Origin of the sequence: Kosakonia sp. S42, assembly GCF_016624785.1 — a bacterium.
Taxonomy (GTDB): domain Bacteria; phylum Pseudomonadota; class Gammaproteobacteria; order Enterobacterales; family Enterobacteriaceae; genus Kosakonia; species Kosakonia cowanii.
In genome coordinates, this window is record NZ_JACVTW010000027.1 from 19,673 (window position 1) to 38,412 (window position 18,740).

The 18,740-nt window shown below is 51.3% G+C and carries 14 protein-coding genes, 4 pseudogenes and 1 riboswitch; of the genes and pseudogenes, 6 read left to right on the forward strand and 12 right to left on the reverse strand.

Annotated features, from left to right (window positions below; genetic code table 11):
* Positions 1-186 precede the first annotated feature (186 nt).
* The 6 genes from crcB to IAE50_RS20710 all read right to left on the reverse strand — a co-directional run bounded on the left by crcB (position 187) and on the right by IAE50_RS20710 (position 4,555).
* Complete coding sequence (gene crcB, locus IAE50_RS20685) at positions 187-600, reverse strand: fluoride efflux transporter CrcB (RefSeq protein ID WP_200581162.1); 414 nt, start codon at positions 598-600, stop codon at positions 187-189.
* Between the two features lie 38 nt (positions 601-638).
* A riboswitch (Fluoride riboswitch) is annotated at positions 639-709 on the reverse strand.
* 294 nt (positions 710-1,003) lie between these two features.
* On the reverse strand, positions 1,004-1,441 hold the full coding sequence (locus tag IAE50_RS20690; protein ID WP_200581128.1) for a VOC family protein: 438 nt from the start codon (positions 1,439-1,441) through the stop codon (positions 1,004-1,006).
* Positions 1,442-1,724: 283 nt separating this feature from the next.
* On the reverse strand, positions 1,725-2,567 hold the full coding sequence (locus tag IAE50_RS20695; RefSeq protein WP_234467263.1) for an SAM-dependent DNA methyltransferase: 843 nt from the start codon (positions 2,565-2,567) through the stop codon (positions 1,725-1,727).
* 370 nt (positions 2,568-2,937) lie between these two features.
* Positions 2,938-3,198, reverse strand: a complete 261-nt coding sequence (locus tag IAE50_RS20700) for a hypothetical protein (RefSeq protein ID WP_200581129.1) — start codon at positions 3,196-3,198, stop codon at positions 2,938-2,940.
* Positions 3,198-3,596: a plasmid partitioning/stability family protein gene (locus tag IAE50_RS20705; RefSeq protein ID WP_200581130.1), complete on the reverse strand. Its 399-nt coding sequence runs from the start codon at positions 3,594-3,596 to the stop codon at positions 3,198-3,200. The genes IAE50_RS20700 and IAE50_RS20705 overlap by 1 nt, the downstream gene beginning before the upstream one ends.
* Before the next feature lie 2 nt (positions 3,597-3,598).
* Positions 3,599-4,555, reverse strand: a complete 957-nt coding sequence (locus IAE50_RS20710) for a plasmid segregation protein ParM (RefSeq protein WP_200581131.1) — start codon at positions 4,553-4,555, stop codon at positions 3,599-3,601.
* A 322-nt stretch (positions 4,556-4,877) separates the two neighbouring features.
* Here IAE50_RS20710 and IAE50_RS26510 point away from each other — a divergent pair.
* From IAE50_RS26510 to umuC, 4 pseudogenes are all read left to right on the forward strand, one after another.
* A pseudogene (locus IAE50_RS26510) lies at positions 4,878-4,988 on the forward strand (peptidase); the annotation flags it as partial.
* A 612-nt stretch (positions 4,989-5,600) separates the two neighbouring features.
* Positions 5,601-7,316: pseudogene (gene ltrA, locus IAE50_RS20715) on the forward strand (group II intron reverse transcriptase/maturase).
* An 81-nt stretch (positions 7,317-7,397) separates the two neighbouring features.
* Positions 7,398-7,727 (forward strand): annotated as a pseudogene (umuD, locus tag IAE50_RS20720) (translesion error-prone DNA polymerase V autoproteolytic subunit); the annotation flags it as partial.
* Positions 7,715-8,987, forward strand: a pseudogene (umuC, locus tag IAE50_RS20725) (translesion error-prone DNA polymerase V subunit UmuC). The pseudogenes umuD and umuC, both read left to right, overlap by 13 nt.
* A gap of 983 nt (positions 8,988-9,970) precedes the next feature.
* Here the strand turns inward: umuC and IAE50_RS20730 are convergent.
* Together IAE50_RS20730 and IAE50_RS20735 are read right to left on the reverse strand one after the other, a co-directional pair.
* Positions 9,971-10,948 (reverse strand): ParB family protein, encoded by a 978-nt coding sequence (locus IAE50_RS20730; RefSeq protein WP_200581132.1) that lies wholly within the window; start codon positions 10,946-10,948, stop codon positions 9,971-9,973.
* A gap of 7 nt (positions 10,949-10,955) precedes the next feature.
* The gene (locus IAE50_RS20735; protein WP_375287790.1) at positions 10,956-12,152 is read right to left on the reverse strand and encodes an AAA family ATPase; all 1,197 of its coding nucleotides are present in this window, start codon (positions 12,150-12,152) and stop codon (positions 10,956-10,958) included.
* Positions 12,153-12,940: 788 nt separating this feature from the next.
* On the opposite strand from IAE50_RS20735, the gene IAE50_RS20740 reads away from it, so the two are divergent.
* Positions 12,941-13,921, forward strand: a complete 981-nt coding sequence (locus tag IAE50_RS20740) for a RepB family plasmid replication initiator protein (RefSeq protein WP_042716117.1) — start codon at positions 12,941-12,943, stop codon at positions 13,919-13,921.
* A gap of 754 nt (positions 13,922-14,675) precedes the next feature.
* On the opposite strand, the gene IAE50_RS20745 is transcribed toward IAE50_RS20740, so the two are convergent.
* Positions 14,676-16,016 (reverse strand): hypothetical protein, encoded by a 1,341-nt coding sequence (locus IAE50_RS20745; RefSeq protein ID WP_200581134.1) that lies wholly within the window; start codon positions 16,014-16,016, stop codon positions 14,676-14,678.
* 143 nt (positions 16,017-16,159) lie between these two features.
* Here IAE50_RS20745 and IAE50_RS20750 point away from each other — a divergent pair, with 143 nt between their 5' ends.
* Positions 16,160-16,603 carry a DUF6386 family protein gene (locus IAE50_RS20750; protein ID WP_200581135.1) on the forward strand — a complete coding sequence of 148 codons (444 nt, stop codon included), beginning with the start codon at positions 16,160-16,162 and terminating at the stop codon, positions 16,601-16,603.
* 76 nt (positions 16,604-16,679) lie between these two features.
* Here IAE50_RS20750 and IAE50_RS20755 read toward each other — a convergent pair whose 3' ends face one another.
* From IAE50_RS20755 to IAE50_RS20765, 3 genes are all read right to left on the reverse strand, one after another.
* Positions 16,680-17,465, reverse strand: a complete 786-nt coding sequence (locus IAE50_RS20755) for a site-specific integrase (protein ID WP_200581136.1) — start codon at positions 17,463-17,465, stop codon at positions 16,680-16,682.
* Positions 17,462-18,160: a hypothetical protein gene (locus IAE50_RS20760; protein WP_200581137.1), complete on the reverse strand. Its 699-nt coding sequence runs from the start codon at positions 18,158-18,160 to the stop codon at positions 17,462-17,464. The genes IAE50_RS20755 and IAE50_RS20760 overlap by 4 nt, the downstream gene beginning before the upstream one ends.
* Positions 18,161-18,256: 96 nt before the next feature.
* Positions 18,257-18,592, reverse strand: a complete 336-nt coding sequence (locus tag IAE50_RS20765; protein WP_200581166.1) for a hypothetical protein — start codon at positions 18,590-18,592, stop codon at positions 18,257-18,259.
* Positions 18,593-18,740 lie beyond the last annotated feature (148 nt).

An 18,740-nucleotide genomic window follows, 5' to 3' on the forward strand; every position in this document is an offset into this window, starting at 1 on the left:
TACATCGGCGGCAGACAGAAAGTCCGCTTCCGCTCTCAGCGGACCTTCTGCTCAGTCAGAACATCCGCCCTGTGCCAGAAGCGGAAGTTGACACATTTATTAAAACGACCCAGTGTGATGTCACGTTACAGATCGTTTATTTTGGCTATTGTTTACAAAATGAGAACAGATATTTAAATCAGATAATCATACTAACGACGTTATGATAAAAAATCCCAGAGCTGTCATCAGAACCGAGCCTGTGACATGTATTAGTACTGAAGTGAAAGCCCAAAAATAATTACCGTATTGCAGCAATGAAAACACTTCCAGTGAAAACGTTGAGAACGTGGTCATGCCGCCGCACAGACCTGTCATCAAAAGTAATCTCCATACTGGGTCTAGTTCTGGATGCCGCATGAACCATCCCAGCCCGATACCAATGATGAAGCCTCCGGTAAGATTCACCATTAATGTACCCGGAGGCAGACTGGGAAACAGACTGTTCAGACGAGCGGCAAGAAGCCAGCGAATAATACAGCCTACAGAGCCGCCAATAATAACTGCAAGGAGTGATTTCAAGGGAGTGCCTCTTGTGAAAGAGGGAGTATGTGACTTCATCATTCAAGACGGCCTGACATACTCCCGGTTAATTGGAAGTTATATCAGGCGTCATCAGCTCCTCGGTGGAAGCGGTTGGATAAGGTGGAACGCCATCACCTTGGCATAAGGATGGCTTAACGCATATGCTTTATCAAGCAGTAATCGTTGCCAACTATTTACCATAACATCTCTGATCCCCTCCCCGAGAGGCCCTAAGCGCGATCCTGATGCAGGCGGGCCTTTCCCGGCCTTGCCCCTGAAAAAACCCTGATGATTTCAGCGTGATTGCATGGCGATGTACAGAGATTTGTTCTCCGCAGATTAGTGCATGCAGATGTTGAAAACGTCCCCTTAGTGCCAGAAGCGTACTTTGCAAACATCACTGTTCAATAAGAAGGTAACAGGTCATAACGTATGTACTTCATTGCTTGCCTTCCATCAATTCAAGCGTCTGCCCGTCGGGGCTTTGTACATATATTACTCTTGTTCCCTGCATGGGTCCTGACAAGACTGTCTGAGGTCTCCCAGGCGACTTCCAGCCATAGTCCGATATTTTACTCAAGAGCGTATCAAGATTCTCGACTATAAACGCAAGGTGAGCGTAGCCTGGGATGTAGGGGGCTGAAGGCTCTTCAGGCTGTTCAATGTTATTGTATTGCAGTAATTCAATCTTAATGCCAGCCAGTTCAAGCAAAGCCATTCGTACATCAGCTCCCATTGCGCCTGTTACTTCATCAATAATAGGTCCAGACATTTCTCCTTCGCGTAATAACTTTCCTCCGAGAATGTGAGTCCAGAAGAATAATGAGTCTTCAATATTTTTAACTGAAAAACCGACGTGATTAGCACTCAAGATCATGAGATTTCCAGCTCCTGTTGATTAAACGCGACTACGTTACAAGTCTTCATCTATCATAGAAAAACCGCGAAGAGCGGACATCATTCTGTTTCTTACCAGATGTAACGTACGGCTCTTTCTAGATCTCTTGGAGCCGACATCTCAGCGCGGATTTCTGATCTGCTCCCCGTTGATTAACACGCCGCAATATTAGTAACGAGACTGTTTGGCCACGAGATCAACTGCGAACTTCCGCTGTTCGCTCGTAACTGACAAATCAGCGGGCAGTGCCCGCTGTAAGCATTCAGGAAAGAAAAGCGCGCATGGCCTGAACACGTTCATGCAGCTTTATCCGGGCCTCCCAGTTATTGATGTACCACACCGGTGTACAACGCGTGCGGTTCACCGTCAGTGCCAGTGAGTTGCCGGTATTCACAATGGCCGGTATCCCCAGCAGGCTGAGCTGGATAAATGTCATGTCGGCCGCAAGCGGATCGATATCAGTCGCGGTGACGAGCAGCTGCTCTGCAGGATTCAGGCCTCTCTGCAGCATCACCTCCGCAAAGGCAATCACCATCCCCCCTGCCCCACTGGTGGGTTCGCTCAGGGTTATCCAGGGGCAGGTCTTCAGCTGCTGCTGTTGCTCATCCCCTGCGGTCAGGCTTGCTATCAGGCGGGCCAGCGGATACGGCGTAAAGAACTGCCCCATTTCGCCGCTCCCCAGCCCGAGCTCCATGAACACGCCGCCCAGAAAGTCATGAAACTCTCCCTCAAGCGCCTCAACAAGAAGGCAGAACAGCTGTTTCAGGTTGCCGGTGTCCTCCGGCCGGTACTGATCGCAAATCCGGCGACTGTTCTCAGTGTTTTCCGGCGTGCTTATCCGGGCCATGTCGAGTTCGCTGGCGGCCAGCGTGATAAAATCCCTGAACACGGTCCACCGGTTGTGGTAAGGCGCGGTATGCCGGAAGACGCGGATAAACGCCTTTCTGGCCCCTTCCGCTGACAGTGCCGGTTGATTTATGCGGTCCGCTACCGGCCCGCCGGTTACAGCGATGCCGGGCACATCAAAGATGGACAGCTGTGCGGCTTTTAAACCGGATGTGTTTTCAGATTCTTTTGCTGCGGTGTTGACGTTCTGCTGTGACATGTTGGTGCTCCCCTGTAGTTATCTGTGATGTCTTTCCGGGTTCCTTCGCCGCATCATCAGGACCCCATACAGCCTGAGGAGCACGCAGGGGGAACACCAAAGCCGCAGCCCGGAGCCTGCGCAGGTACCGGGTGCCGGTGTTCAGCGAAGCGGCCCTTGCGGGGGACGGCTGTATGGCAGCGTCCTGTGCGGGGAAGAAGAACCGGGAGACATCACGCCGGAGAGGAGGAAGATGGCGCAGCCCCGTCACGCAGGGCGTGACGGCCATCAGCGTGCCGGTACAGCCGGCACAGTGAAGCGACCGGGCCGCAGGCCCGTGTAAGCGCATAAAAAAACCCGCAGGCGCGGGTTCAGGGGAACAGGGGGTTTATCACCGACGGGGCGGCTTTTCTTCGTCAAACGCCAGCAGGACGCCCGCGATGACCATCAGGCCATAGATAATCTGCAGCCCGACTTTTGCGGCAACCGGCACATTATCCAGGGCAACCAGCGGGATGATGAAGAGGATACTGGCCAGCAGAAAACCCCGGCCGGTTTTACGCATCCGGGCGTGTAGCTGCGGTTCCGGAACACCGGCCCGCCGCAGGGCCGTGAGCGCAATGCCTTCAGCCTTCTGTTTTATCCTGCCCATCAGTCCGTTCCTTTTTTCGTGATGCCAAACATCCCCCTGGCATTTTCACGGGTTTCATCTTCCGGAGCCGAAGGTGCAGGCTGTTCCCTGCCTGGCGTCACGGCCCGCTCGTCAGGACGGTGGTTTTCAAGCCGTTTCATCTCAGCGGGAAACACCGCCTGCATGAGCGTAACCATCTCGTCAAAGGTGGTGTGTTCAGTGAGGAACTCAGCCAGCATGTTCGGCAGCCGCGGATCCTGTTTGCGCAGTGCAAAGCCGGCCAGCAGTGCCGCACGCCAGACTTTCCCGCGCTCACCCTGTGGCAGCCTGTCTGTTTCTTCACACACGTAGCGCTCGGCTGCGTTGCTCTCAGGATTGAGGTAGAACAGGATCTTGCGTCGTGGGTCGGCTTTTTCCATTTTTAACCAATCTCATGCATACCATTTACCAGGTCAAACTGCGTATTGTCGCTGATATAAAAGCGCTCCCCGCGTACACCACACTGTTTTCTGACCGCGTCAGCGATGAGTTCTGCACCGCCACCGATAACCATAACATGAGAATAGCCACTGAAGCTGCTGACAGCATCGGTCACGCGACCAATCAGGCGGTTCTGCGAGTCCTGAAGCGCGGCAGTGACGAGCTCAAGACGTGACGTATCATTCACGCGCCGGCGGAGGAAGTCGCTGTCATGACGGTGGATGATGATCTCATCCGCGAGATAACTGCTGCTGCGGGTGCCGGCAACCGCCAGCGCGGCCTGCACCTCACGGGTCATCAGGGACACGCCCAGCCGGGGATTGCCGTAGATACGGGAAATACCGCGCATGCGGGCCATAACGTGTGAGATATCAAGCGTGGTGCCACCCAGATCGATAATCAGCAGGGAATCCAGCTCATCCATATCCCGTACAATCCGGTAGCCGGCCGGGATGGATTCCGGCATCACCTGCACACTCCGGACAGTGAAAGTGCGGCCCCCGTTCAGCGTCAGCGGGCGCATCAGGCTCGCTTCCTTGCGACGGATATTTTCAGCTGAAGGCTGGTTGTCACGGTCATAAAACTCAGCCAGCGGAAGGGTCACCACGATATCCACTTCACAGGGCTCCACGCCGGTCTGCAGCAGCGCATGGTGCACCGCCACGACATTCACGTCGCTGTACTGCCAGGCCACGCTTGTGGTGATGATGGCATCCGCGCTGATCGGATCGAAGCTGTAGTGCTCCCCGTTCAGGGCGTAGTTGTACACGGTGTTACTGCCGAAGGCGACAGACCATTCGCGCTTGAAGCTGTTCGGACTGATGGCCGTGCGCACCTCGCCTTCGTCTTCCCACAGCACCTTTATACTGGTCGAGCCGTCGTCCACATAGAATTTCATGCCGTTTCTCCGGATAACTATAAGTGATTAATAAGAGACAAATAAGAGAACAATAAGGATTCTATTGCACTACACGGGCACATTACAAGAATTATAAGAGATAAATAAGAGATAAGTAAAAGACATTTAAGAGAAGAGAAAGCAGATGTATCAGGTCCATGTCTGCGCGGCGTGATAACCACACGCTGACGCGGTTCCCGGTCTTTTTTCTGTATACCAGCCAGGCAGTTGCCTTTTTCGCTGCCCTTTCTCCTTGCTTCTTCCGGAAACCTGTAAATATACTGTTTATACATACAGTAAACTAACAACAAGGAGTGGCGTTATGAACCTCATGATGCTGACCCCGACCGAAAGCGCGCAGCCTGTGACTCTGCCGCTGTTTCTGGAGATGGTGCCGTGTGGTTTTCCGTCTCCCGCCCAAGACTATGTGGAACAGGTGCGACATGAAGTCGCCTGAATAATTGTTCCGCTGAGAAATCAGAGAGGAACCTGATGTTCCGTCATCAGTAGCCTACCGGCACATGCGGGTGCGGTAACGCACCGATGTGAAGCTGCCGGGACAACGAAGCCGGGTATCGTACCTAGCTGAGTCCGTGAGGACAGGTAACATCTGCAAGCATCGTGCGGATGCGGCGCCAGGCTGGATGGTATGACCAACATATGTGAACTGCTGATAAACATCGTTACGTAGAACAGGCCAAAGATGCTGTCAGGCCTGAACCAAAAGGTAAGCGGTCGGCTACTTCCCGGCTTTTCTGGAAGTACACGGACACAGTGATCGCCGGTGAACAGGCAGGGTCTAACCCATCTCGTTATTCAGGTGGAACATGGTAAGCCCGTATCGCTGCCCTCCGGGGCAGGTAAATCGTAAGAGGCACTGCTGGCGCTGCGGGTATGAGATGGTGGAGAAAGCGAAGGCTGCCCTGTAACCGGGCAGACAGGGGTTGAGCCTCCGGGCGACATCACCTCACGCGAAAGCGTGCAGACTTCCACCGGGTCTTTCTTTACGGGATAACCTGAGAAACTTTCTTTGAGGGAACAGCAGATGACTACGTCAGTAACAGGCGCGGGTGCACCCTCACACAAACCGGAGGCGTGGCACAGCATTGACTGGGTTCAGTGCCATCGGGAGATGCGAAGGCTGCAGGCGCGTATCGTAAAGGCAACGCGGGAAGGCAGATTCGGCAGGGTTAAGGCTCTGCAGTGGCTGCTGACCCACTCGTTCAGCGGCAAGGCACTTGCCGTCAGACGGGTTACCGAAAATAAGGGCAGGCATACGCCGGGCGTGGATGGAAAATAGTAGACCACCCCGGCCGCCAGATTTCAGGCTATTAAGTTGCTCAGGCGGCATGGTTATCACCCCCTGCCCCTGAAGCGTCTCCTTATCCCCAAAGCAGACGGTAAAAGCCGTCCGCTCGGCATTCCGGCGATGCGTGACCGGGCCATGCAGGCACTTTACATGCTGGCGCTCTCACCCGTTGCGGAAACAACGGCAGATCAGCGTTCGTTCGGCTTTCGTCCGCAGCGTTCTGTCGCCGATGCGATTGAACAGTGTTTCAACGTACTGGCTCGGAAGCATGCCCCGGGATGGATGCTGGAGGGGGATATAAAGGGGTGCTTTGACAACATCAGTCATTACTGGCTGATGGAAAATATACCGGTCGACAGGGTAATACTGAGCAGATGGCTAAAAGCGGGATACATGGAAGGCCGTCAGCTTTTTCCCACCGAAGCAGGCACGCCACAGGGTGGTATTATTTCCCCGGTTCTGGCGAACCTCGCGCTCGATGGGCTTGAAGCAAGGCTGAAATCCCATTTTGGACGCCCGCGCTATGCCCGGAATCTTGAGATAAAACTTAAGGTCAATTATGTGCGTTACGCGGATGACTTCATCATAACCGGCCGCTCGCAGGAGTTACTGGAAGAAGAGGTCATGCCTGTAGTGGAGACGTTCATGCGCGAGCGTGGGTTGACACTCTCCCCTACAAAAACGCGGATTACACATATTGATCAGGGTTTCGATTTTCTCGGACAGAATCTGCGAAAGTTCAGCGGCAGGCTGCTGATACGCCCGTCCGGTACAAATGTCAGCCGCTTACTGGCAAAAGTTCGCGCAACAGTGAAAGAGAACCCCGCACTGACGCAGGCGACGCTCATTAAAAAGCTGAACCCGATCATTCAGGGCTGGGCTGACTTTCACCGGCACAATGTGGCCAAAGCTGCATTTGCCCGCGTGGATCATGAGATCTGGCAGGCGCTGTGGCGATGGTGTCAACGGCGGCATCCTCAGAAAGGAAGACGCTGGGTCAGGAACCGTTACTTCCATCTGGTGGGTAACCATAACTGGGTATTTGCAGCGCCCACGGGCGGGCGCTATCCGGATGGAAAGCCGGTGCTCCAATGCCTGCGGAAAGCCACCGACACCCGCATCACACGCCATACAATACTGAAGCTGGGGGCAAACCCGTTCGCTCCTGAATGGGAGGCATACTTTGAGGAGAGGATGTCCCGGAAGATGCTGCTGTCACTCAGCGGGAGAAAAAGGATCGTCACACTCTGGCAGAGCCAGCGGCGGCGATGCATGTTATGTCAGGAACTGATCACACCCGAAACCGGATGGCATGTTCACCATATTATCCGGCGTGTCGATGGCGGTACTGACGACAACAGCAACCTGTGCCTTGTGCATCCTGTATGTCACAGGCAGATCCATGCCCTTAATCTGAAGGTAGCAAAACCGGCTTGCGCAGGCGGGCTTTGAGAGGCCTGAGCCGTATGAGGGGAAACTCTCACGTACGGTTCTTAGGGGGGATGGGCCAGCAATGGCCTGTTCCTACCCGATGAGCTGGATCTCAATGAGTACTGCATACGGCACCGCAGCGCGACCTACTACCTGCGCGCCCACGGCGACAGCATGCGGGACGGTTTCCTCTTTAACGGGGACCTGCTGGTTGTCGACAGCGCCATGAAGCCGGAGCACGGCGATATCGTCGTGGCCGGTATGGGGAGCGAATTTACCGTAAAGCGGCTGCAGACACGGCCAAGACTGTGTCTGCAGCCCATGAACACCGCGTTCCCGCCCATTTATCCCGATCCGGATGAGCTGCAGATTTTCGGCGTGGTCACCCACATCATCCACCGCACCCGCGAGGTGATGAAATGTTTGGACTAGCTGACGTCAACTCGTTCTATGCCTCCTGCGAGAAGGTCTTTCGCCCCGACCTGAAGGGCTGTCCGGTGGTGGTGCTCTCCAACAATGACGGATGCTGCATCGCCCGTTCCCCGGAAGCAAAACGCCTGGGCATAAAAATGGGCGATCCGTGGTTTAAAATCCGCGAACAAACCTTCGCAGAGAAAATACACGTATTTTCAAGTAACTATGAGCTTTACGCGAGTATGAGTAACCGGGTCATGTCCTGCCTCGAGGAGATGGCGCCACGCGTTGAGCAGTACTCCATCGACGAGAGCTTTCTCGATCTGCGGGGGCTGGAAACGGCCATCGGCTATGAAACGTTCGGGGCGCAGCTGCGCGCGCACGTTCAGGCCCGCACCCGGCTCACCATCGGCGTCGGGATGGGACCGACCAAAACGCTGGCCAAATCCGCTCAGTGGGCCTCCAAGGAATGGCCCGCTTTCCGGGGCGTCCTGGTGCTGACTCCGGGCAACCCCCGCCCGGACGGAAAAACTGCTCGCCCTGCGGCCTGTCCAGGAGCTTTGGGGCGTCGGCAGCCGTATTGCCCGCACCCTGAACACAATGGGGATCACCACGGCCCTGCAGTTGGCCCGCACAAACCCGGCCTTCATCCGGAAGAATTTCAGTGTGGTGCTCGAGCGCACCGTGCGGGAACTCAACGGCGACTCCTGTATTCCGCTTGAGGAATCTCCGCCGGCGAAGCAGCAGATTGTCTGCTCCCGCTCTTTCGGGGAGAGAATTGTCACCCTGGAAGACATGCGGCAGGCCGTCTGCCAGTATGCTGAGCGCGCAGCCGAGAAACTGCGCGGTGAGCGCCAGTACTGCCGGCACATTTCTGTCTTTATCAAGACTTCGCCCTATGCCGCTTCTGAGCCTTACTACGGCAACGTGGCGGTTGAAAAGCTCGTGACGTCTACCCAGGACACCCGCGATATCATTGCGGCCGCCATGCGCGGGCTGGCGCGTATCTGGCGAGATGACCACCGGTATGCCAAAGCCGACGTCATGCTGAATGACTTTACCACCGGCGTGGCCCAGCTGAACCTGTTTGATGAGCAGCAACCCCGCCCCCACAGCCAGGAGCTGATGAACGTTCTGGACGGGATCAACCGTTCCGGCCTCGGTCAGGTATGGTTTGCCGGCCGTGGCATCGCCCCGCAGTGGAAAATGAAACGGGAAATGCTCAGTCCTGCCTACACGACACGCTGGAAAGAGATCCCCCTGGCCCGGATTGGATAAGCCAGGTGGTTCCGGCACCCTGCTCACACAACCACGGCAGGACGCCGTGCGAAGCTCCGATCGGATTAACCGCACTGTCACAACCGGTAACCCGGTGCAGCCGGACAGGCCTTTCAGTCCGGGTGTGACGGGTTGGGCAAGCCCGGAGGATTCCGGGCGCGGCAGTCGCTTTTAAGCAGGCTAAGAACTTTAGGTATTTCCCACTCAGCGTTAAGTCCTAATGTCATCAGGTATATCGCTCTTTTACTTCTTTAGCTGTTTCCCATACAGCTTTCTCACCTGGTTTACTCTGAACCAAAATCCTGTTCAGTTCAGAAAAAAATTCCTGCTTTATCCATATTAAACTGAACGGAAGTCGTGCTGATGAAAAAATACGACTCACCGAAGAGCAAATTCCCTTCACCCCCAGCAGGCTGAACTGTGCAACCGGGTGTCGCATGTCTCCCGTAAGCAGGAGATTTCGCACGCCATATTCTCTTATTTACGCAAGAAATAAGAAGGTACTTTTCCCGCAGAGCTGAAGCACATACGTCAGCTATAAGACGAAAGTCTGCGGTTGGAAAACTGGTGGCCGAGCTGAGCCTCAACCTAGGTATGTTTCATGACGTACAGTAAAAAAGAGTGCATGCTGGCACGACTGCGTGAATAATGAGTCCCCGTGCTGCAGGCACATTATGAGTCCGGAAAGCGACAGCTATGTTTTGCGTTGCATGTCAGCCGCAGCTTGTTCCGTTACCATTCTCTGGACGCTGATGGCGAAAAGCTTCGCCTGGGTATCCGCTAATAATGAAAACTAAAACTGAAAACCAGGAACAACTGTGCAGGTTTTATTTCCGGTTTGAAGGGTCTGGCAAGCCCGGAAAATCCGGGCTTGGTTTGGGAAAGACATCATGGAATTGTGGCGATTTCATAGTGAAATCATGAAGAAAAAACATTTTAAATCAGGCAATTAACTACGTAATTTCACTGGCGAAGAATCACCTTTACGCATCATTAGAAAGATGTTTTTGAAGAGCTTTCGCTACAGCTTCATCGATCTCGTCCTGCAGTTCTTTCGATAATCGATTGAATTCGTAAACAAACATGCGCCCTTTATTACGCTTTCTGGCAAATCGGTCTTTGTCCGGGAAAGACCACAGGTTCGTTACAACTGCTTTGTCTTTGCCTTTAAGAGAAGCCATAGCTGCGGTTTCACGGGTCAGGATCTTGATAATCCTGTTTTTAACTTCGTCTTCAGCAAGCGAGGCATCAGCCAGGATGATATTAATTTCCGGTGCAGTTGTTTCGAGCAAGGCCTCAATAGAAAGGTCTTTAGCCTTGAGCATTTCTTCCAGCGCACCTAACGCCTTGTAATCTGTAAATCCTAGTTCCGACTGAATTGGGAATATCGAAACTAACAGGGCTGATACAGATGCAGCCTGAATAGCGCGCGTAACTTTTGCTTCCGACAATCCTTCCAACCTGGCAATATCTTTCTGGCTCATGCCCGTGTTTTTGAGCGTTAAAAGACGTAACCCGATCTCACGGATATTGTGCTCTTTGGCAGTCTGGATATCTCTAGCCAGTTTCCGCGCTTCATCGGTAGATATAGGCGACTTCGTCACCATGATATTTAACGCGGTATGGCAAAGGATAGCGGATGCTCGCCGTCTGGAACCATCGATTATCTCAATGCCTTCTTCACGCTTAATACCAATACACGGGAAGAACTGCTGCAATCGAAGAGTGGATGTAATGTCCTTCAGGGATTCAGGTGTCAGACTAGATTGATCGCGGCCATTCGTCTCCTGCAATACGTATGTCTTGCCTTCTACTTCATTTGCAGGAATGGTTTGCAAAGTGAAGACGGCTTTCCGTCCAGTAGAAAGGGTAAAAATTTGCTCAAGCGCACTGTCTGATAAGTTATTAGTCATTGCAGATGGGTTAAAGGTCCGACCAATGGTTGCTCTTTTCGTGCTCATAAATCCCTCAATTTGCTCGAATAAATTCAATACGATCAAATACAGCTTTTGCAAAATCTTCTGCTGCCAATCGGGCATTTCTCAGAGCTTCGTTGCTGCCAATATAAGTCGATGGATTAGCAGATATGACAGTATCAAAAGACTCTCCACATCTTTCGAAACCGTCCAAGCGGGGCAGGGCGACATCCAGCATGTCACCCCCAAAAATTTCTTTAGCAAGGCTATGGCACAATTTATGGTCTGGTTTATTAGAAAGCTTGGACATGAAGCCAATGTTGCCAACAAGGTGACATGGATAACCTGATTCAGTGATGATATCCACCAGTTCAGGTAGACGGGTCAAATACTTCAGCGTCGAGTGAAAATCTACCTGTGCAGGTGGCACCGGAGTCAGAAGTAAATCCGCTGCGGCAATTGCATTTTTCAAAAAGGCATCAAGATGGGGTCCACTATCGATGAAAATGAAATCGTAATCGTTCTTAAGCTTCGCTATTAGATTTTCTTTCAGGACAGCATGTTGGTTCTGAGCAGGTAGATGTTGGGCACATAGTTCTGTCCATGCTGATGCTATAAACGCATCGTCGATGGAAGCAGGGAGAACATCCACACCCGGGACAATAGAAGATACGATAAACTCATCAAGTAGTTCTTCCCGCGTAACATTCTGCAGCATTGCCTGCGCTGCGGTAGTTTCGACTATGCCAACAGCCTGCGTATGGTTTAAAAACATCGTTGCAGATGACTGGGGATCCAAATCAATAACTAGAATCCGCAGATCTTCAAAGAGCAAATGAGGATGCGTACGTAGGGCATGTGCCAGAGAAACGGTAGATACAGTTTTTGAAACCCCACCTTTTAAATTTCCTACAAAAACGGTAAAGGCTTCCTGATGTCTGTCCCTGTATTTCGGGACTCCGCGGTGATGATAAATATCGATAATGTTCTGAATGGACATTGCATATTTGGAGGATGTCCCGGCTGGTCGTTTATCAAAGACATAGCCTTTTTCTTCCATTTCATTTACTGCGTAATCCACGTTTGCTCTGGTGAGCTTTGGCAGTTTAGCCAATGCTGCTTTCGCATATACTTGATAGTAAACATTTTCTTGCAATTCTTCCTTCTGAGCCCGAATCTGTTCTGTCAGACCAATGAGCATTTTTTCAGAACGTTGCGCTACTTTAAGTAACTGTGATGAGTTGTTCATCAAAAGTTCCCTTTATGCAGGATTAATGAATTTAATCAAGAATGCTACACACAAGAAACAAAGTAAACATATAACCCAAAATTTTAGCGTAAAGATCAGATGTTTGTTCTCATTGGGATTGGTGAGCAAGGTTTTCAGATTGGCTCGATTAAACATTCAGGATTAAAAGAAAAAAGCGGCCTAGAAGAGTGACCTCAAACCGGTCAAACAGAACGTAGTTATATAAGGTAAAGCTATTGGTGATCGAGTTCCTGAATTAGTTGCAGTGTGAAATAGTTAGCATGGCTAATTGTGCGCAGATAATCTGAGGCTGAGCATAGTTTGATCAAAAAGCAGATCCTCTGTTTTACCATTGGATAAGACCACAGAAGACCAAAAAAATACTGTAACTCTATGGCGTTATCCACTTATCCACCGAGTAGATCCAAACAATAATGATCCTAAGTAGATCCATTTTAAGATCCAAATAGATCCCCGATCGCTGAGAGCCGCGCCAGTACTGGGCTGGGAGGGGATTGTCATAAGCTATAAAGAGAAGAAGATAAGCTATGACAAGCACCATATAAACTACAAGGAGATAACTCTATGCTGTAGACAGTAAACAATATAAGCTATAGTCAGATAGCAGCGGTAAGCGGCTGTATAACTTGTGTCTAAAAACCACTCTATTTTTCATTGAGCTACGATGTGTTTTATTACATCAGAAAGATTTCGTTGCTCAACGATCCACAGATCTGGAGCTCGTCTTGGAAAACGAAAATAAAGATCTTAAAACCCTGTTTGAAGAGATGGATAAGTCTACTGGTGAACTTATTACCCTCACTCCAAATTCTAATAATACGGTTCAGCCAGTCGCGCTAATGCGACTTGGTGTTTTCGTCCCAACACTCAAGTCACTGAAAAATAGTAAAAAGAATACGTTATCAAAAACTGATGCGACCGAAGAGCTGACGCGTTTGTCCTTGGCCAAAGCGGAGGGTTTCGACAAAGTCGAGATCACAGGTCCGAGGCTGGATATGGATAATGACTTTAAAACTTGGGTGGGTATTATCCACTCCTTTGCCAAACATAAAGTGATAGGCGATAAGGTTCAGCTATCATTCGTTGAATTCGCCAAACTCTGTGGGATCCCATCGAGTCAGTCCTCACGCAAACTCAGGGAGCGCATCAGCCCCTCACTGAAGCGTATAGCAGGCACGGTAATATCATTCTCCCGCACCACTGAAAAGCATACCAAAGAGTATATAACTCATCTGGTACAGTCTGCATTCTATGATACCGAACGTGATATCGTGGTTCTGCAGGCGGATCCGCGGTTATTCGAACTCTATGAATTTGATAAAAAAGTACTTCTTCAGCTTAAGGCTATAAACGCGTTGAAGCGCCGCGAGTCTGCTCAGGCGCTATATACCTTTATAGAGAGTCTGCCAAAAGATCCTGCCCCTATATCGCTGGCACGCTTAAGAGCAAGATTAAGCCTGAAATCACCAGTATTCTCACAAAATCAGACCGTTCGCCGGGCTATGGAGCAGCTCAAAGAGATTGGTTACCTTGATTACACCGAGATGCAGCGCGGACGCAGCGTGCTGTTTAACGTACATTACCGTCGTCCCAAGCTCAAAGCACCTAAAGACGCTAGCGAAGAGAATCCTAAGCTGACTGGCAGTCCAGCAAGCCCTCCCGATCAAGAACTTACCGAAAAACTCCAGCTCCTTGAAAAGCTTGGCATCACCATGGACGACTTGGAAAAACTCTTCCGTAATAAGTAATCGAATAAGCGAGAACGATTAATCACAATTCAATTCTCATCGCCAGTGAGCACCGACGAGGTCAGTGCTCACTACAGCTTATACATATTATTTGGCGAGTACTTTTGCTAACCCTGTCCTTCGGTCAGCCGATCCTGGCTGCTATCTAGTCGCTATAGTTTATGTTTCACTCATCATTAGGTGATAATCCTCACTATAGCTTATGTATCAACATGCCAGAAGTAGCTCTGCTCCCTATAGCTTATCTTTCTATGTTTGTAAGTGCTTGCTTACCTCAGTGGCTAATGAATGAGTGGCTTACGTTAGGGAAGGAAGTGATATCTATCGAATAACATAAACTATAGCGAGATAGTAACTTGCTATAGTTTATACTTCTCGGCCTGTGGTTCATCTCACTCGCCATAGCTTATGACATAAACTGTAGTAAGCACATGCTTGCTACAGTTTATATTTTCAGTAAGACAAATGCAGGAAATAAGAGGTAATCATCCAGATGCAAGCAAAATGCCTCCATTTGCATCGGAATGAGCAGCCTATCTTTCGCTGAATTTACTCACTGGTGAGCATTAAGAGAACGCGAGCACGTAGTGATGCCGATGTTGTTCTGCATCGACCCTTGCGCGAGGTAGGAGAGAAGAGGTGGGCAGCATGGATGAAGGTATTACTTTACTGAACTTGGATAGTGCTAGTATCCTGGCAGACTGATCTCTTTGCACCAGTGTTCTGCGCGCTGTGAACTGGAGGCTTGCCCCCCTTAATCGATAAGATTCATGAAGATGCCAAAAACATGTCTCGAGAAAGTTTTATCCAGTTCCTGTGGCCAGCGGGGAGGATCAGTCTGCAGTAAACCCAACTCACGCATGCCTTTGTGTTGTTCCGCCTTTCGCTCGCAGTAATCATCGTCGGTATATCCCATCGTTTCGATCACCACAGTATGATGTTTTCCGCCCGGCTTGCTGGCTGTAACTATGAAATCCGGCAGAACAAACCCTTTTTCGCCGTTCAGGGTCACTTCGAGATCAAAAAGCGGTTTTTCCAGACTCAGAACCGGCGCATCCGGTTTTTTTGCAACCCAGCCCGCAACTTCAGCCAAGCTTTCGATGGTAGTGCGCTCAAGCCCGCTGTCGACTGGTACCGGGCATCCACGGTGGAATAAGGCATGTGCATATCCTTCGCTGCAGATAACCCTGCCATCCATCCCCCGGCGAAATGCCAGAATGACCCAGTAGGGGGGGCGCGCACCGTCCTGCGCTTCGCCATTAATACTTACTCCGCGCTCCGGACGAAACGGCAGCTCTCCGCCCGGCCAACAAAATGAGACTTCATCGCGGGTTACCTGATCGGACATAAAAATCTGAAAGAACATCCGCGTTTTGCCTGCTGGCCAGTGAATGTCCGGACGCTCCAGTTCCTGCATTAGCTTTTCCTTGCCGTTCTCACTAATCGCCGGTGAAAAACGTACAATCTCCGAGAGTCTGCGATCGCGGGTAAATTCGATATTTTCGGTGACAGCCCGAAGTGCATTGATGGATTCCATCACTCCAGTCACAGGAAGGGGGTGTAGCGTGGCCAGACGGTTAAGTCCTGCGTCCTCTATCAACGAAAGCAGCAGGCGCGCAATACGCGAACGTCGAGTCCGGCGAGTACGATCACCTGCCGAAGTGACCGGACGCCCCGGAGACTTAATCTTAGTTTCGGAGTCGTCAGGGGGCAAAAAACTTCGATAGCTGATGCGCTTGCTGCCGGCTGTTTTACGGGTCCCATAGGAGGTGGCATCGGTATCGCCCCTGAACGGACGGAACATCGCGCAATCAGGCGCATGCTCATGGTTAAACCCGGCCAGAAAAAGAGTACCAGTGTCCTGCATTAGGTTAGCGCTGTTCATCGCCGGCGAATCGCCCTGCACACAGTCACACTGCAGCCAGGCTTCCCGTTGACGCATTTCCAGGAGGATCTTTTCTGCCAGTTCGTATTGATCACGCCCGGTAGAAATCCGCCGTCCGGACACGTTCTTTAGAGCGTTTTCTTCGTCCTCGTCCAGCCAGCGGATAAGACCACCCCGAGGTGCTTTCTTACGGACAAGTTTCATGGCCATACAGAACAGTTTCCTTTTCTGTGTGAATAAGTTGCTGATAGGATTAATGTACTGGAAATTAACTCAAAGAGCTGCTCAGTCAGGAACGAGACTGTAGTACATGACCATTATAATTAGTTCGTAAAAATTTAAATGAGGTCTGTATGTTAAAAGAATTCTCAGTTTTCACTGACACTGCAACGCTTTCAGTATTTGACATCGATGCGGTAAAGCATAGAGTGCCTGATTCACCTGACTGGTGGAGCATTGAGGAGAATGAGATCCTTGAAGTTAACAAGGGCAACATCGCTTTTCTTGGGTTGGGCGCTGATGGTGACTACATCGTTAAGGTCGCAGAAGCTGTTGAAGGTGAAGCAGGCACACTGAATCTGCACTTCCCGTCAGGCAACGTTTTTATCGGGGCTGGCGAGGACACGTCCGGTGGCGATCTGGAACCCGACGGGTCTGATGTCATCGAAGGAGAAACCCTGAGCTTTGTTCCAGGCTACTACAGCATGAAGTACTCTCGCTCAGTAAATGTAATAGAACTCTGCTTTGAGCCGACCCGGGAAAGATATAATTCTGTAGAAGAGCCTGTGCGGATATAAAAGATGGAGCCTTATGCCCATTGATAAGTTTGAGCTCCCTGAAAATCGCGCTGATGCAGAGAGCCGTTAACGTATGTCAGCCCCTGTGAATGCCCCTGAGTAAGGCGACAGCCTCTTCACCCGGCATTTCAAACCGGACGCGGTGGCGTGCGGCCACATCCAGAGCAAAGACTTTCGTGTACACCTCCGTCGAGCTGACAGATTTGTGTCCCATCAGGGTCTGCAGGATCTTGAGAGGGATACCGGCGTACAGCATGTGCATGGCATAACTGTGCCGGAACGTGTGCGGGGTCACCGGCACGGAAAAGGTCACACCGTCTGCCGCTGCGGCCTCAACCGCCTCATTCAGCCAGGTCCGGACTGTCCTGTCCGTGATCTCCCATATACGGGCCTTTTCCATTCTGCCGGTGCGCTTGTTTCTACGCTCCAGCGGGATCTTCAGCGTGGCCACCATCATCTCCAGCTGACTGACGTAGTGGCTGTCGGACAGGGGGACAATCCTGTGACTCGTGCTGCCGGCAGGCGCACGGCCTGCCGTCCGGGCGGCTTTTTCCGTGCGCTGTTTCAGAGTGGCCAGCTGAACAAACGGGGTGGGGGACGCCAGGTTAAAATCAGCGCGCGTCAGGGCCAGTGCCTCGTTTATGCGGGCACCGGAATTCCATAATGTTGACAGCAGCATCCTCCGGTGCAGATCCGGGACGTAATGAAGCAGGGCACTGACTTCAGGAGCAAGCAGATATTTCGGCAGTTCGTCCTGTACGAGAGCTATCTGGCGCAGGGCCAGTGCAGCAGGGTAGTCAATGGCCACCGGCAACTGCAAAGTGGAAAATGAAACGCTCTGGCCTGATATTGCTGGCATCATAGTTTGTTTTCCTTATTGGCAATGTGGTCATCGACCCGCTGCGACCGTTGCTCATCCAGAACACCCTTTATGACATTAGCCGACCATACCGATATATTGCGACCAGCGGGCGGCAGGTCACAGAGTTCCCGCAGGTACCGGGTCTCGATAATAGCTCTTAACCCCAGCCGGGCAAATTCGTACTGACGCTCCCTGAAATATGCGGGGTAATCCCCCGGAGAGTCATGCTCCCTGGCATCATCGATCGCCCTCATGGCTCCGGCCTGGCGTAATGGCAGTTCCCGGATCCGAAACATGTGCCGTGCCGGCAGACTGCTCCAGTCCCCGGCTACTTTGTCAAAATCCGGCGGAGCAGGATAACCGGCAACGGGTGCCCGCTCCGGCTGTTTTCCGCTGACATGAACCACCTCTCCTTTGTCGTCGGCGACATGAGCACAGCCTTCCGCATACTGATCCAGCAAAATAATCAGCTCTGCCGCGATAAAGAGCCGCTCCCGTTTCAGTTTTTGCACTGCCGCCTGTTTATCACGCCAGTGTGTGTACCGGTGCGTCAGTATCACCGCAAGAATAGCTGCAACGGCGGTAATAAAGCCGGTGGCCACGTTACCCCAGATACCCGGTCCCTGGTTAATCACCTGTACCGTTATCGGGTGTGTGGCCGCACCTGCGAGTCCATCAGCGATAGTGTTCTGCATTACGGCTCCATTAGTTACTGGATATCATAAACGGTTGTTAAACCCTTTCACTCGTAAGAGGGTTGCTTCGGTTTGGGTATAAATACTGTCTGGTCACTATGGATATATCATTGAAAGCTGGAAAGCAGACCCTTCATCAGAAATGAAGTGATCACCGATATCATTCCCGTACTCTTCCCAGTCATTAACTGCATCTATGTTAGTTCGCTCACGCCAGACTCCCTGCGAGGAACGCCAGATGGCAATCACCTTCCCACTATATGAAATTAATTCCCGGTAATCTGGTGAATGCTCCTTAAACCACATCTTCGGATTTGAACCTGGCTTGCCGGTCAGATACGAATACATACAAAGCAACGAGCCAAAAGTGTTCTGTGAGACGTTACAGATCTGACATGAAGTGCATGCCCACGCCTTTTTTGAAATAGTCATAATTAACTTCCTTATTATTTATTATCTATTAGTTATATTTATTTATCATTACCTGCGTGACATCCACTGTCCGCAGTCTGATTAGCCAGATAATAGTCACAGTTCGCAATTACCGTTCACACCTGCCCATCACTTCCGGAAAGTTCTA